The following is a 16,575-nucleotide window of genomic DNA, read 5'->3' on the forward strand; positions in this document are numbered from 1 at the left end:
CGGAGCCGCCGTGTGCCAAGTAGCGCGGACATGCTCAGAACCAAAGCGAAAAGCACGCCGCAGCCGATATTGTTACTGTGCATCGCGATGATCTGCTACTGCGCTTGCTCTGCCCGTGCCTGGGCGACGGATGTCGCGCCCGGCGCTGCGACACCTGTCGCACCTGCCACGCCAGGCGCTTCGAGCGACTTTGCCGCTGAGCCGTCGTTGCACTTCGACATCGCGTCACAACCCCTTCAGACCGCGCTGGAATCGTACGGCGCGAGCACCGACGTTTCACTCCTGTATGACAGTTCGCTGACCGCCGGTCGTATCTCTGCACCGGTGCAGGGCGACATGACGGCGCGTGCGGCGCTGCGCATGCTGCTCGAAGGCAGCGGCCTCGCCGCGCGCTATACGGGGGCGAAGACGGTCGCGCTGGTGCCGTTGCGCCGCAGTTTGCCCGACAGCGCCGACGACATTCGGATCGAAGCGAATGCGGCGCGTCGTTACTTCGGACTCATACAGGCGCGGGTTCACGATGCGTTCTGTGCGCAACCTGTGCTGGCACAGGGCGCGCGACGTATCGCGCTGCGCTTGTGGATCGATGCGTCGGGACGGATCGGGCCGGTCAGCCTGCTCGGGTCGAGCGGCGACAGCACCGTCGACAGGCTCGCTGTCGGCGCACTGCAGGGTGTGAGCGTTGGTGAGCCGGTACCGCCGTCGCTCGCACAGCCGTTCACGTTCGTGATCTTGCCCAAGGCGTCGGGACGTAGCTGGGGCTGTAGTTCCGCCGACGATCCCACGGCTGTGACCGCCGACAAGCCGCCTCGCACGGGAGGCCGGAATGACCGATAGCGCCCGCGCGACGTTGCGCGAACTGCTCGTCGAGCGTTACGGGCAACTCAAGACGCTGCTCTCGCGCAGGCTCGGGTCGTCCGAACTCGCGGGCGACGCCTTGCAAGACACGTGGGTGCGGCTGGAGAACACCGAGAACATCGAACCGGTGCGTAATCCGGGCGCGTATCTATACCGAATGGCGTACCACGCTGCGATCGACAAGCAGCGCGCCGAGGACCGGAGACTGAGCGTCGGCGAGATCGAGACGATGCTCGATCTCGTCAGCCCCGAACCCGGACCTGCGCAGATCGCTGAAGCGAATTCCGACCTGCATGAACTCGCACGGGTGCTGGAGCAAATGCCGCAGCGCCGTCGCGACATTCTGCTGGCGGTGCGTCTGGATGGCCTCGCGCAGCGCGAAGTCGCAGAGCGTTTCGGCATCTCCCTGCGGCTGGTCGAACTGGAGTTGAAGAAGGCGCAGGAATTCTGCGCGCAGCACATCGAACGGTAAACATTCGACGCGCCGTACCACACGGTTTTATGACGGTTATGCGACGCGACAGAAAATAATGGCAAAAAAACTGCGGATTCTGCCGATGGCAAACGTCATGTAATCAGGACGACCCGCAAACCCATGGATGCATGGGGCACATCGAAGGCAGAATTCAGGGCGCACGCCACGGAGAAGCGTTCCCGCAGGCAGAGGATCGACAGACACACCCGATATGAAGGTATCACCCGACAACTCGACCGGCTCTGGCACGGCGCCGGCCTCGCACGACGCGTTGCGTATGCAGCGCGACGCCCACGCATGGGTGCGACGCCTCACGTCCGGCGAAGCCACCGTGGCCGACGCGCAGGCGCTTCAGCAATGGTGTGACGCGAGCCCCGCGCATGCCGCGGCGTTTGCCGACGCGCGGCGTCTGTGGCGCGATCTCGGCCCGGCGGGCGAAGTGGTGCGTGCGCGCGAACGTGCCGAGGCACGGCGTCCCACGCGCGCGGGGCGGCGCGTGTTCCTGGGCGGTGCGCTGGCTTCCGTGGCGGGCGTCGGGGCGGCGGTGATTGCACCCGCAGGACTCTGGGGCGCGATGACGTCGCTCGCGCATGCGGACTACCGCACGTCGGCGGGTGAGCAGCGACAGATCGCGCTTACCAGCGATGTGAGCGTCAATCTCAATACGCGTACAAGCATTGCTTTGACGGAGAAAGACGGAGAACTCGGCACGACGTCGGCGCAAGGCGTGCGTCGGGGCGTCGATCTCCTCGATGGCGAGATCGCCGTCGACAACTCGCGCAGTGCCGCACCGTTCATTGTCACGGCGGGCGACGGCCGCGCCATCGGTACGCAAGCGAATTTCGAAGTGCGCAATCTCGACACGCGCGTTTGCGTGACATGTGTGTCCGGTAACGTACGCGTCGAACTCGGCGGCAACAGCGTGCAGCTCGCTGCGCTCCAGCAAGTGAGCTATCAGGGGCAACGCCTTGGGCGTGCAACAACCGTCGACACGACCGTCGCCACCGCGTGGCGCTCTGGCGTGCTGATTTTCCGCGACACGCCGCTGTCCGATGTCATCGGCGAGATCAACCGCTATCGTGCGGGGCGCGTGGTGGTGTTCGACAGCCACCTCGCGCAGAGCCGCCTGAGCGGGCGATTCCGTATCGATCGGCTCGACGAAGTCTTCGCGCAGATACAGGAAGTGCTCGGTGCGCGTGTGACGCAATTGCCGGGCGGGGTGGTCGTCATCGGCTAGCAGAAGTTATAGGTGTGCGTGCGGGACGGGTCCGGTGGCGCAAGAATTTCGAGTGCGGCTTTGCGGGTTTCGGAAATGAGCGTCGTCATCAAAGGGAAGGCCGCTTGCATCGATGCGATGGCAGCGGTCACTAACCGATTGCCGATTGCCACTGCAGACCCGACATGCAACCGAACCCTTTGCTTTCGCTCGCTCCCCCGGCTTCAGACGCTTCTGCCAACCCCAGTGACGACGCGCCACGCAAGCGTCACCGTCTCGGTCGCGTTATTCGCACGCTCCATCGCAAACCGCTCGTTCAGGCCGCAGCGCTGACACTGCTTGCGTCGTCGGCGGCGCATGCGCAACAGGCGTTCAGCAGCGCATGGTTCGCCGCGCGCGGTGCAGCGCAGGCGACGGCATCGCAAACCGGCCGCCTGCCGAACGGCATGCCGGTAACGACGCTGATGGATCCGTCGGCACAGCAGCAACAGGCGAACGCACAGTTGCAACGCTCGATTGCAAATCTGAGTTCGGCCGCGCAGAACATCGCGGCCATGCAGGCGACGCAAGCAAATGCGCGCGCGGCCGCGGCCAACACCGATGCCACGATCCCCGATGGCCTCACTGAGGGCGGTCTCAAAGTCGATACGAACAGCCTGACGAAGGGCTGGATCAACGCCAACGCGCCGACGCAGTCGGCATCCAACAGCAAGACCAACGTCAATGTTCAGCAGACAGCCGACAAGGCGATCCTGAACTGGGAAACGTTCAACGTCGGGCGCAACACGTCCGTCAACTTCGCCCAGCAGAGCGACTGGTCGGTGCTCAACCGGGTGAACGATCCGAACGCGCGTCCGAGCCGGATTCAGGGGCAGATTCACGGCGACGGCACCGTGCTGATCCTGAACCGAAACGGCGTGATCTTCGGCGGCACGAGTCAGGTCGATACGCGTAATCTGGTCGCCGCGGCCGCGAAGATGACCGACGCGCAGTTCACTACCAACGGGCTGTACGGCGCGAATGGCACGGCGCCGACGTTCACCGATGCCCTCGGTAAAGTCGAAGTGCAAGCCGGCGCCAACATCGTCACGCGCACGCCGACATCGGTCACCCAGGGCGGCGGCTACGTCATGCTGGTGGGACGAGAGGTGAGCAACGCGGGGACCATCGTCACGCCACAAGGGCAGGTCGCACTCGCCGCTGGCGACAGCTTCGTCATTCGCAAGGGCGTGGGTACCGATGCCAACACCCCGTCGACGACGCGAGGCAACGAAATCGCGCCGCAGCTCGTCGCGCAGAGCGTAGCCGGAAAGGTCGTCAACACAGGCTTGCTGATGGTGCCTGAAGGCGATATCACGCTGGCAGGACGCGACGTGCAGCAACTCGGCACGGCGGTGTCGACGACGACCGTCAATACGCGCGGCACGATTCACTTGCTGAACTCTGCGAGCGACACGCTGGGCAAAGTGACGCTGGGCAATGGGGCGCTGACGTCGGTCCTCATCAGCGATAACGGCGCCACGGCGCTCGACAGCCAGCGCTCGGCGCTGATGCAGGACTCGGTGGCGCAGGACGTGCTGCGTGCCGGGGCGTCGTCGGGGCTGTTCGACAACCTCTCGAAACTCTCGGACCGACGCGACCAGTCGCGCGTGGAAATCGTCAGCGGCGGCAACGTCGAGTTTCAGGGCAACTCGCTCACGCTCGCCACAGGCGGTCAGCTTGCCGTGAGCGCGATCGGTCGAAGCTTCGTCGCGAACGGTGCGCAGCTCGATGTCTCGGGGGCCGTCGGTGTGTCGCTTTCGATGGACAGCAACAACGTCAAGGTCAACGTTCAGGGCAACGAGCAACGCGACGCCCCGGGAAATCGCGATAACGCGGCGCTCAACAACGCGAACGTCTATATCGACCGTCGCCGTCTGGTCTATGTGCCTGCAAGCGTCGGTGGCTACGCGAACGAGCGCTGGTACACGCCAGGCGGCCTGCTGGAGGTCGGTGGCTATCTTGCCAATCAGGCGCACGGTATCGGCGAATGGACGGCGCAGGGCGGCATGATTACGCTCGGCGGTAATGAGGTCGTGACACAGATGGGTGCGGCCATCAACCTCTCGGGCGGCACGTACAACGTGCAGACCGGGTACCTCAATCAGTCTTGGCTGCGTGGTGCGGACGGTCAGCTTTACAACGTCAATACAGCCCCGACAAATGTCCTCTACACCGGCGTCTACAACGGCTTCGAGGTGACCCACCCGCGCTGGGGCACGAGCGCGACCGAGTCCTACGCCAGTCCGCTGATCGCGCCGACGAGGGTGCTGCAAAACGGCTATACCGTGGGCCGCGACGCTGGTCGTCTGAGCATTTCCGCACCGACCGCCGTGCTCGAAGGTGAGGTGATTGCGAACGTCTACACCGGTCCGGTACAGACGCAGGCACGCCCTGGTGCGCTGACGGACGGCTATGCGCTGAGTCAGTTCGCAGTCGCCCGCGCCGGTTCGCTCACGCTGGGGCAGTACGCGGGGCCGGGGCGCACCGGTGCGTTCACGACCGACGTCGAGATCGGTGCGTTTGACGACATCACGTCGCGAATGGGCGTGGCGGACGCCCTCGATGCCTCGCGCGCGAACACCCTCTGGCTCGACGTATCGCGCCTGAATCGGACGGGCTTCGGCGAACTCGATCTCGTCTCTGCGGGCAATATCGCTGTCAAGCGCGACCTGACGCTGGATAACGGCGGCAGGCTGAGTCTTGTGGCCCCGGACGTGGACGTGAGCGGGACTATCACCGTGCCGTCGGGCACGGTCACCATCGCCAACATGTACTTGCGCGCGACCGATACGTATCCGATTGCGCTCTTGAAGTCGGACGGCACCGCATCGCTGACGCTCGAACCTGGCGCGAAGATCGACGTGCGCGGCCTCTGGGTCAACGGCAGTACGGATTCCGATTCGCTCTCGAAGACGGCATTTCTGAACGGCGGTAACGTCACGTTCGATTCCACGCGCGATGTGACGATCAGCGAGGGCAGCACGATTGACGTGTCCTCGGGTGGCGCGGTACTGGCGAACGGTAAGACGAAGGGCGGCACGGGGGGGAACGTCACCTTAATCGCAGGTGATTCCGCGTCGAACGTCAACATCAGTGCCGGTACGCTCATCCTGAACGGCGACATCGTGGCGTATGGCGTGAACGGCGGTGGCAAGCTCACGGTCTCGACGCCGGACGCCATCATGATCGGCTCGAACGCGGAACTCGCTGGCGGCTTGCTTGCGGCCGGTACGACGTCCAATGTCGCGGTCAAGCTCGCCGAGCCGTACACCGTACCTGCGGGCACGCCGTTGCCATTTTCGACGGTCGATGCACACACGAAGCTGATTATGGACGTGCCGTTGCCCGTCAACATTTCGGTCGCCACGGGCCCGACGCAGCCGACGGCCGCGCCGTGGGTGGTGCCGACCGGCACGCAGGTGCTGGCGTACAAGACCGACGGCAGTATCGGTTACGCTTACTTCAACCCCGGGGACACGGTGCCGCAGGGCACACGCGTCTTCACCGTCACCGGTTACAACAATAACAATGGCATTCCCGCCGGGACGGTGATTCCGTCAAGAGTCTTCCCCCAGGGCTTCGCGATTCAGCCGTACCGAGTGGTGTACTCGGCGGGCACCGTCAATAGCGTGGACGTGACTTATCCGACCGGTTCGGTGGTCCCTGCGGGCACGAAGTTCTCCCGCGACGTGGCTGTCGCCCCGGTGCCGATGTTCAACGCCGGGGATTCGGGCAGTAACACGCCGTTATTTGCTGCGGGCTTCGGCAACTACGACATCACGGGTGGTCAGGGTGTGCGCGTCGACACCGGCGTGGTGCTCGCCCCGGTGATGCCTGTGTATCGCTTCGGCACGAACAGCTTCACTGCGCGGACCGGGGCCGATCCTGCGAGCGCGATGGAAGTGGTCTTGCCGCCACTCTTTGCCGAGAACGCACAGACCGGCACGCTTGCGCAGCGCGCTGGCGCGAGCATCGCGCTGCGCTCAATCGCCAAGGACTATCAGGGCAACAAGACGGGCGGCGACGTGTCGATCGGACGCGGCGCGTCGGTCGTCGTGGACCCGGGGCAGAACATCACACTCGACTCGTTCGGGCAGATTACGGTCGACGGCTCGCTGACGGCGCGTGGTGGGAAGATCACGCTGACCTCCGAAGCGGACAACGTCCTGCCCAGCGCGCGCAACTTCGACGTCGGCGGCAAGAACCTCGGCATGTCAACCTGGCTCGGCCCGACGGCCAGTCTCGATGTCTCCGGATTCGGCTACACCGCCATCGACGCTTCCGGCCGTACCTACGGCAAGGTATCCGACGCGGGCAGCATCACACTCAACGGAGGCCCGTCGTTCGTGATCGTGCGTCCCGGCGCGGAGCTCAATGCCGATGGCGCGGCCGTCACCGTGGACACCGCGACGGTGTCCGGACAACCCTCGAACGCGGTCGGGCGCACAACGCTCGCGTCCAACGGCGGCGCCATCTCGCTAAGCACGACGAGCGGTCTGATGCTCGACGGCAACGCGCACGCCTTCGCTGGCGGCGCGGGTGCGTTGGGCGGCGATCTGTCGCTCTCGCTCGTCTCCGCACAGTTTCAGGATCCGGCAGGCAAGATTCCAGGCAATGTGTTGCCGCCGTCGCAGTTCACCGTGACGCAGGCACGCGGCACGCCGGTCGTGCTGGCGGGACCGGCGGATGTGTCGTCTCTGACGTTCGGTCTGGCGGCCGTGAGCGCGGATCAGATCCGCGAGGGCGGTTTCGCATCTGCCACGCTGGCGTCGACGGACTATCTGATGTTCAGAGGCGACGTGTCGCTTGCACTCGACAAGAGCCTGAGGCTCACGGCCAACGCCATCACCTCCGGCAGGCCGATGGTCGGGACACAAACCCCGACGATTAACACGGTTCGCCTTTCCGCTCCGTATGTGAGCTTCTCCGCCACACCGGCCGTGTACCGCGACGGCTACCGTTCCGGTGCGATCGGCAATACGTCTGCGAACAGCGTGCCGACCAATGCGACGTTCGAAGTCGATGCCAATCTCATCGACATCCAGGGGCCGATCAGCTTCGGCGCGAGCACGGCGTATTACGACACCGCGACCAACCAGTTCGTCGGCACGCCGTCGCAAGGATTCAAGACGACACGCTTCGTGAGTCAGGGCGACATCCGTTTCCTGCCAACGACCGAATTGCAGGCGGGCACGTCGATCATGTCCGGCTGGGACATGGACTTCGTGGGCGCGCAGATTTACCCGACGACGGGGGCGATGGCCAACATCATCGCCGGATCGGGCAACCCGAATTACGACGCGACGCTCACCCTCGGGCGCTCCACCGCCGACGTGCCGGATGTCCCGATGTCCGTCTTCGGCACGCTTTATCTGGCTGCACCGAATATCATGCAGGGCGGTGTGCTGCGCGCGCCCTTCGGTGTGTTGATCTTCGGGCAGGCGGGCGCTGTGCCGGGGCAGGTGCCGGGCGTCAAACGCGTCGAGTTGCTGCCGGGGAGCGTGACCTCCGTGTCGACGAATGGTCTGACGATGCCTTATGGCGGCACGTTCGATGGCGTCACCTACAACTACAACGGCGCGAGCATTGCGGCGTTGGGCGCAGGCGGTTTCACGTCGGGCGGGTGGGGCATCAGTTCCGGGATTCGTCTGGAGGGCGAGTCGGTCGCAGTCGACAGGGGGGCGGTACTCGATCTCTCGGGCGGTGGCTCGCTCACCGGCGCGGGCTTCGTGACAGGCCGGGGCGGCTCGGTCAACGTGCTGACGACGCCGCTCGTCAATGCGAACCCGACCATGACGCTCAGTAAGGCGGGCAACAGGGTCTACGCGATTGTGCCGGGCTATGCGTCGAGCTACGCACCGGTGTCGCCGGAAAACGGCGGGGGCGATCCCGCCATCGGACAACGCATCACCCTCGGTGCGGGCGTGCCGGGGTTGCCTGCGGGGACCTACACGTTGCTGCCGTCGAACTACGCGCTGCTGCCGGGTGCGTTTCGGGTGGAAATCGGCGGCACAGGCCAGAACCTTCCCGCAACGGCGACCGCAGCGGGCAACGGGACTTACCTGACGTCGGGTTACACGAGCATTGCGAACACGTCGGGGCGCAGTCAGTTGCCGTCCACTGTGCTGGTGACGTCGGCCGACGCCGTGCGCAGGTACTCGCAGTTCAACGAACAGAGCTACAGCGATTTCCTCACCACGCAGGCCGCGCAGTTCGGCAACATCCCCCCGCTGTTGCCGCGCGACGGCAAGGCGCTCGACATCCAGTTCGATACGCCTTCGCAAGTTCCGACGACGCCCGTCTTCACGTTCGACGGCACGGCGCGCTTTCAGGCTGCGCCGGGCGGCGTCGCCGGACAGGCCGCCGTGGAGCGTATCGGTGAAATTACGACAGGCAATCGCACGGCGGGCTACACGGGCGTGTCGGTGTCGGCCGATGCCCTGAGCGCCATCGAAGCGCCGCGCCTGAGTATCAACGGTACCGCTGCGGTCACGCTGGGTCAGCAGTACATGATTATTGGACGCGGCAACTCAGACCTTTTCCTGCGCGATGGCGTAACGCTCTCCGCTGGGGAGATCTATCTGGTCGGCGCGAACGGCACGAACATCACGCTCGGCAATAACGTCACGCTGACCACGATAGGCAAGGGACCGGCACCGTTCGACACGGCAACGACCGGGTTGCCGTACACGCCTTTCGCCAACACGGTGCTGGCGGTGTCCAACGGAGACATCGAGTTCGCGGGGCCGCAGACCAGCAACGGCACCATCACCATCGGGGCCGGTTCGGGCCTGTTCTCCGAGGGCACGGTGGTGTTCTCGACGAATGGCGCTTCGCAGCTCGACCCGACGGCGCGCTTCGGCGCACGCAACATCTCGCTCGCGGTGGGATCGCTCAATGTGGGCGACGCCGCGCAGATCGCGACAGCGGGCAATCCGGCGGGCATGATGTTCAATCAGACGATGCTATCGACGCTGATGCAGGGCGATCCGACGAGCGGCGCACCGGCGCTTGAGAAGCTCACGCTGGGCGCTGCGAACGCGATCAACGTGTTTGGCAGCCGCAACCTTGACACGCGCGGCTCCGGTGTGGAGGTCGTGCTCAAAACCCCGGCCATCTATGGCTACGGCGGCAGCGCCGATCATGCGACGGTGGCCGCCGACCGATTGACGTGGAACGGTGTGGCGGGCGCCTCGGCACCTGCCATCGCGGCAGGCGGCCCGGGTACTGGGTCCGGCACGCTGAGCCTTGTCGCCAGGGAAATCGACCTCGGCCAGTTCTCGTCGACGGACACGACTAACGTCACGCGCACGATCTATGGCTTCGGCAACGTCGATCTGACGGCGAGCGAGCGCATCGTCTCGGCAGGCCGCAGCACGCTCTTCGTCTATCAGGCCCCCAGCACGCAGAGCGGTGCGGTGTTCGGCCAGAGCGGCACGGGCGGTAATCTCACGCTCGCGACGCCGCTGCTGAGCGCTACGCAGAAGTCCGTCACCGGCTATGTGGCGGGCGGGGCGCTGAATGTCGTCGCCCCGGCGGGCACGGCACCGAGCGCCGCGACATCGACCATCGCAGGCGCGGAGATCGATCTCACAGGCGACAGCGTGCGACTCGGCAGCACGGTGCTGCTGCCCAGCGGCAAGCTGGCCGTGGACGCCACGAACGACATCGTGCTCGCCGACGGAAGCCGCATCGACCTGAGCGGACAGAAGTCGGCCGTTCAGGATGCGACCGTGTACGGTTTCGGCGGCACTTTGTTGCTGACGAGTGCACAGGGCAACGTCACGCAATCGGCGGGATCGGTGATGGATGTCTCAGCGCAGAACAACAACGCAGGCGACATCGTCATCGATGCGGGCAATGGCACCGTGGCGCTGAACGGACAGTTGCGCGGCGCGGCTAACACGGGCTACCTCAGCGGCGACTTCGGCGCGTCGGCAGGCAGCTTTGCGGACTTTGCGGGCCTTAACGCGTCGCTCACGACGGGGGGCTTCTTCGACGCGCGCAGCTTCGTGCAGAAGCATGGCGACCTGAACGTCGGCAACGGCGTCAAGGCGCACAACGTCAATATCTCGGTCGACGGTGGAAGTCTGACGGTCGACGGGACCATCGACGCCTCCGGGAGCGCATCGGGCACCATTCGTCTGTCGGCGGCTAACGGTCTGACGCTGAGCGGCACATCGTTGCTCGATGCGCACAGCACGAAGCTGCAAGTCGACAGCTACGGTGCCCCCATCGAAGCGAAGAATCGCGGGCACATCGAACTGACGACCGCCAGCGGCACGATGACGCTCTCGCCAGGCGCGACACTGGACCTGAGCACGCCGGGCGGCACGAACTACGGCGAAGTCATCCTGAACGCCGTGCGCACGTCCGAAACGTCGGGCGACATCGCCATCAATGCGTCGGGACCGCTCAATATTCGTGGCGCGAACAGCGTGGCACTCAATGGCTTCTGGACGTACAACCTGCCCGCGGGCAGCGGGATTTCGCAGGGGACGCTCGACGGCTACGACGCTGCCAGCACGTCGTTCATCAATGCGGCGGCGGCCAACAGTTTTCTTGCGACACGCACGGCGGGTTTGTCTGCTCTGGGCAGCGCATATCACCTGCGTCCAGGCGTGCAGATTGCATCGGTCGGCGATTTGTCGACCATCGGCGATATCGACCTCGCTAAGTTCCGCTACGGCCCGAACGCGAATCGCGATCCCAATTCGGCATCGTACGGCGCGGGCGAGCCGATGGCGCTCGTGGTGCGCGCGGGCGGCAACCTTACGATCGGCGGCAGCATCTCGGACGGCTTCCGTGCATCGGCGGGTGCACCGGCGCAGTTCTCCCTTATCGATGTGACGACCGCGCCGTACTTCAAAAAACAGACCAACGTGGTCGGTGGGGCCACTTTTACCTACTGGTTCGACGAGAACAACGACCTCTATCTGGCGAACGCGTGGACGGTTCCGAACGATGCGTTCTACAACTGGTGGACGATTAATTGGTGGGGGCCGTACGTCGATACGCAAGGCAACTCGTATAACCCGGGCGACACGATCCCGGCGGGCACTACGCTTAGCGCAAGCAACAGCTACGGCTTCGGCTTTGAGGCAGGCAACATGCCCGCATTCTCCGCATTGACCAGTCCCGCCGTTGCGCCCAGTCCGGCCACGTCACCGGGCGCGGCGATGCTGGCGGCAGGCTCGCTGTCGACATCGCTGCGTCTGGTCGGCGGGGCCGACCTCGCGTCCGCCGATCAGCGCGCGATGCGGACGACGCGTGCGCTCGCCGGACAGGGCAACGTTACGTTGAGCGACGCGTCGTACAACAACGGTCAGCGCGCTACGACGTTCAGTCTCCTACGTACCGGCACCGGCAATCTGGACATTCTCGCCGCTGGCAGCTTCAGTGAAGCTACGCCGTTCGGCGTGTACACGGCGGGGACGACGTCTGCTCCGATACTCGCGGCGAACGGCACTGATCCGTACAACCTGCCGAACACGGCTTCGGCGGGCGGGGTGAATGTCTGGTATCCGGAGCACGGCGGCGACGTGCTGATCTCGGCCCAACAGGACGTGACCGGCAACATCCAGATGAACGACAACTCGTCGCGTTACGTCGACAGCAACATCACGTCGAACTGGTTGTGGCGGCAAGGCGGGGCGGGTCTGACGACCGATCCGACCGCTTGGGGCATCAACTTCGGCGCGATGGTGAAGGTGAACCCGTACAACGTGACGCCGGGCATCGTCGGCTTCCAGGGTATCGGTACGCTTGGCGGCGGCAATCTGACGCTGATCGCCGGGCGCAATGCCGGGGTGATGGCGTCGGACAATGTCCTCAAGTCGACGGGCCTCGATCTGGCGGTCGCCTCGACCGGCCGTGTGCTGGCCGACGGCACCGTGGTGCAGACGGGCGGAGGCGATCTGACGGTGAAGGTCGGCGGCATGCTCAACGGGCGTGCGTCGGTGGTGGCGGCCGATCGTCCCGGCGATTACTTCGGTTCGGTGACTGCGCTACGCGGCGACACGACTATCGATGCAGGCTCGATCGGGGCGACCGCACCGTACGGCAACGGCGCGTACTGGAAGTCGTACGATCCACGTGCGCAGCCCATCACGACGATCAAGGGCGTGACGGTGACTCGCGGACCGATGGTCGTGCCCGGCGACGGCGTGGTGAGCGTGAGTGCGCGCGGCGATCTCGTGCTCGGTGGCGTGGGCGACGCAGGCATGACGCTCGGCACGGACGTGGACGGCTCGTACTACACGAGCGCGACCGGCACGGTGAGCAAGGGCGGCAACACGCGCTTCACGCTCTATCGTCCGGAGACCGGCATTCGTCTGTTCACGGCGGGAGGCGATGTGGTTCCGCTCGACGGTGGCGTCGGCAGCGACGGTTCTACGTCCACCAACGGCACGTCGTATCTTCCCGGCAGCCTGAGCGTTGTGGCTGCGAACGGCGACATCCGCTTCAATACGGCGCTCACGCCGAGCGATCCGCGCGGCAACATCGAGTTGATCTCGTCGCCGGTCGGCCAGCTCGATATGCTCGCTGCCGGTTCGATCTACGGGCAGGGGGCGACGGTCGCCATGTCCGGGGCCGATATGTCGAGCCTCGCCACGCCGCGGCATCCGTTCTTCCAGGCGCTCAAGGTGTCGAATCTGAACAGCGCGTCGGTGGACGCCGCCATTCTGCGCACCAGCAACAACCCGCTCGCCTATGGCGAAGACACCGTTACGTCGCTGTTGCATGCGCAGGACAGTGTCGCGGCACGCGTCTACGCGGGAATCGATATCGACGATCTGAGTCTGGGCCTGACGATCCCGAAGTTGATTAACGACCCGGTGGCGGGCTTCATACCGACGCATAGCACTTGGTACATCGCTGCCAAGCCGTTCGAGGTGATGGCCGGGCGCGATATCGTCGGGGTGGGTGCAACGCCGAACACGTTCTTGAACCCGACGGGCAGCGATATCAGCCGGATGCAAGCAGGGCGCGACATTCTCTTCCAGTCGGCGAACATCGTCGGCCCGGGGCTGTTGCAGATGCAGGCGGGACGCAATCTGTATCAGGGCTACTACGGCATGCTAACGAGTGTTGGCGACGTGATTCACCCGTCGAACACGGCAGGGGGCGCGGACATTTCGGTGCTCGCCGGTGTGGGCGCAAACGGTCCCGACTATGCGAGCTTCGCCAAGCTGTACTTCGATCCGGCGAATCAGTTGTTCACCGGGGCGACGCTGGCGGGCAGCGGCAAGGTGGCCCATGCGTACGGGGACGAACTGGTGAAGTGGCTGGCCGATCGCTTCGGTTATACAGGCACCGCGAGCGATGCGTTAGCGTACTTCCTTGCGTTGCCGTCGCCGCAGCAAGGCGCGTTCGTGCGACAGGTGTATTTCAAGGAGCTACTCGCTGGTGGGCGTGAATACAACGACGTAGGCAGTCCGCGCTACGGCAGCTATCTGCGCGGACGCGACGCCATTGCGACACTGTTCCCGTCGCTCAATGCACAGGGGCAGCCCATCGACTACACCGGGGCGATCACGATGTTCAGCAGTGTGACGGGGATGAACAACGTGGGCGGCGTGAACATTCCGATTACGGCCGACGCCGGGGTGCGGACCAACTTCGGCGGCAGTATCCAGATGCTGAACCCGGGCGGCCGTACACTGGTCGGCGTCGAAGGCGTGACGCCGGGCGCGACGGCCGGTGTCGTCACACAAGGCGAGGGCGATATCGCGCTTTACAGCCGTGACAGCATCCTGCTGGGCCTCTCACGCATCATGACGACCTTCGGCGGCAGCATTCAGGCGTGGTCGGCGCAGGGCGACATCAACGCGGGGCGCGGTTCCAAAACCACAGTGCTTTACACGCCGCCCAAGCGCGTGTACGACAACGTCGGCGATGTGACGCTTTCGCCTGCGGCACCGTCGAACGGTGCCGGTATCGCAACGCTGGCCCCGCTACCGGAAGTGCCGCCGGGCGACGTCGATCTGGTCGCGCCGCTGGGCACGATCGATGCGGGCGAGGCCGGGGTGCGGGTGTCGGGCAACGTCAACTTCGCGGCGCTGGCGGTGGTCAATGCCGCCAACGTTCAGGTGCAGGGCAAATCGACGGGCCTGCCGGTGATCGCGGCGGTCAACGTGGGTGCACTCACGAACGCGAGCGCTACGGCGTCGCAGGCGGCGAACGCCGCCCAGGACGCGATGGCGCGCGAGCGCGTCTCGCAGCGTCAGAACGCCCCGTCGATCTTCTCGGTGCGGATGCTGAGCGCCGGTGACGGGAGCGGCCCGTCGGCCGATCAGAAGGGCGGTGCGGCGGGCGGTGCAACGGCCGCGAAGATCGGCTACGACCCGTCCAGTGCTTTTCAACTGGTGGGAAATGGTGAGTTGACCGAAGCCCAGAAGATGCAGCTCACGCGGGAGGAAAAGGCACATCTGTGACACGCGGTTGCCCGTTACAAAAAATAGTCTGCGGTTTTGCCCTCCGACATCCGTCATATCAATGAGGCCCGCGATTGCAGCGACGGCCGACGCAAGCGTTCATGGGTATCGGGGGGCACACAATGTTCGCGCAGTGGCATGACGGGGAAGTCGAGTGCGGCAAGGCACCGGGAGCGGCGACGTGGATCTGACCAATGTCAGCGTTGAAGCTGCGGTGCGTGCCGCGCAGGCGCAGGAAAGCAGCGCGGGCACGGCCACGCAGGTGTTGAGGGAGTGTCTGGAAGCGAACTACGACCGCTTGCTGCGCCGTCTGTCGCGCAGCATCGGCTGCCACGATACGGCCAGCGACAGCCTGCACGAGGCGTGGGTGAGGCTCGGCAGCGCCACCTTGCCCGAGGCCGTGCACAAGGGCGAGACGTATGTGTTTCGGATGGCTTACAACCTCGCCGTCGATCAGATGCGGGGACGCCGGATGTGGGAGTCGCTGGCGGACGAGAACCAGGTGTTCGACGTGCTGCCCGACCAAGGCCCCGGACCTGAGGCGGTTGCGGGGGCACGCTCAGAGCTGGCGGCGCTCGCACGTGCTCTTGGCGAGATGTCCGGACACCATCGCCGCGTGCTGGTCGAGTTGCGTATCGACGATCTGACGCGCGAGGAAGTGGCCGCCCGTCACGGTATTTCGCTGCGCAAGGTGGACACGCTGCTGCGCCAGACGCTCGATTACTGTGCAGAGCAGACTGGCCGCCAGGCCGCAGGCGGAATCACGGAGTCGCGTCGTCCGGCGCGGCTGCCCGACGCGTCGGAAGCGATCAAGCCCTGAGCGGCGCATGATGGATGTCCGGCGCGCGCCGCTGCGCCGGGTAAGGCGTTAATGCAACGGCTCGGACGGCGCTTCGTCCTCGAACGTGCGAAAGCGCCAACCGAACCACACGGCCAGCATGCGGATGACGAAGCCCGCGACGAAGCCCACGCCCGTCGCGACGCCGTTCGGCACGCCGAAATGCAGCATCGCCACGTACATCGCTCCCGCGATGCACGCCACGCTGGCGTACATCTCGCGGCGCAGCACCAGCGGCACCTGTCCGCATAGCAGATCGCGCAGCATACCGCCGCCAATCCCCGTCAGCACCCCGGCGAGCACCACGATGACCGGGCTCGTGCTCACGGTCATGCCGATATCGCACCCCAGAATCGTGAAGGCGGCGAGGCCGATGGCGTCGACCGTAATGAACGTCATGCGCAGCCGGTGAATGTGGCGCGCAACGATGGACGCGAGCGTCGCCGCGCCGAGGGTGAGCAGCAGGTACTCCGGATGCGCGATCCAGACGAGCGGATGGCGGCCGAACAGCACGTCGCGAATGGTGCCGCCGCCGAGCGCCGTCACCATGCCGACAAAGGCTAGCCCGAAGCGGTCCATGCCGCGCTGCATCCCCATGATGGCCCCTGACATCGCTTCCGTGACGATGGCGATGAGGTACAGGGCGTAGAAGATTTCTGTTTTCATGATGTCCCTTGCAATGCCGGGCGAATATATCACTTCACGTGGT

Annotated in this window: 6 protein-coding genes; 5 read left to right on the forward strand and 1 reads right to left on the reverse strand. The window is 65.2% G+C overall.

All coding sequences use genetic code 11. The features are described from left to right. The first annotated feature begins 30 nt into the window (after positions 1–30). The 5 genes from PAN31117_RS12285 to PAN31117_RS12305 all read left to right on the forward strand — a co-directional run bounded on the left by PAN31117_RS12285 (position 31) and on the right by PAN31117_RS12305 (position 15,848). Complete coding sequence (locus PAN31117_RS12285) at positions 31–837, forward strand: secretin and TonB N-terminal domain-containing protein (protein WP_150738435.1); 807 nt, start codon at positions 31–33, stop codon at positions 835–837. Further along, positions 827–1,330, forward strand: coding sequence for an RNA polymerase sigma factor (locus PAN31117_RS12290; protein ID WP_150738436.1), 504 nt, complete (start codon positions 827–829; stop codon positions 1,328–1,330). The genes PAN31117_RS12285 and PAN31117_RS12290 overlap by 11 nt, the downstream gene beginning before the upstream one ends. 214 nt (positions 1,331–1,544) lie before the next feature. Continuing rightward, the gene (locus PAN31117_RS12295; protein WP_217429653.1) at positions 1,545–2,570 is read left to right on the forward strand and encodes a FecR family protein; all 1,026 of its coding nucleotides are present in this window, start codon (positions 1,545–1,547) and stop codon (positions 2,568–2,570) included. Positions 2,571–2,734: 164 nt separating this feature from the next. Then, positions 2,735–15,028, forward strand: coding sequence for a filamentous hemagglutinin family protein (locus PAN31117_RS12300; RefSeq protein WP_150738437.1), 12,294 nt, complete (start codon positions 2,735–2,737; stop codon positions 15,026–15,028). A gap of 181 nt (positions 15,029–15,209) precedes the next feature. Continuing rightward, the gene (locus PAN31117_RS12305; RefSeq protein ID WP_174990933.1) at positions 15,210–15,848 is read left to right on the forward strand and encodes an RNA polymerase sigma factor; all 639 of its coding nucleotides are present in this window, start codon (positions 15,210–15,212) and stop codon (positions 15,846–15,848) included. A gap of 48 nt (positions 15,849–15,896) precedes the next feature. On the opposite strand, the gene PAN31117_RS12310 is transcribed toward PAN31117_RS12305, so the two are convergent. Beyond that, complete coding sequence (locus PAN31117_RS12310; RefSeq protein WP_039399799.1) at positions 15,897–16,532, reverse strand: trimeric intracellular cation channel family protein; 636 nt, start codon at positions 16,530–16,532, stop codon at positions 15,897–15,899. Positions 16,533–16,575: the final 43 nt, after the last annotated feature.

It is taken from the genome of Pandoraea anapnoica (assembly GCF_902459765.1).
Lineage (GTDB): Bacteria > Pseudomonadota > Gammaproteobacteria > Burkholderiales > Burkholderiaceae > Pandoraea > Pandoraea anapnoica.

Bases quoted from the DNA above. Each gene is read 5' to 3' on its own strand.
- PAN31117_RS12285 (WP_150738435.1), top strand. From the start codon at position 31: ATGCTCAGAACCAAAGCGAAAAGCACGCCGCAGCCGATATTGTTACTG.
- PAN31117_RS12290 (WP_150738436.1), top strand. From the start codon at position 827: ATGACCGATAGCGCCCGCGCGACGTTGCGCGAACTGCTCGTCGAGCGT.
- PAN31117_RS12295 (WP_217429653.1), top strand. From the start codon at position 1,545: ATGAAGGTATCACCCGACAACTCGACCGGCTCTGGCACGGCGCCGGCC.
- PAN31117_RS12300 (WP_150738437.1), top strand. From the start codon at position 2,735: ATGCAACCGAACCCTTTGCTTTCGCTCGCTCCCCCGGCTTCAGACGCT.
- PAN31117_RS12310 (WP_039399799.1), bottom strand. From the start codon at position 16,532: ATGAAAACAGAAATCTTCTACGCCCTGTACCTCATCGCCATCGTCACG.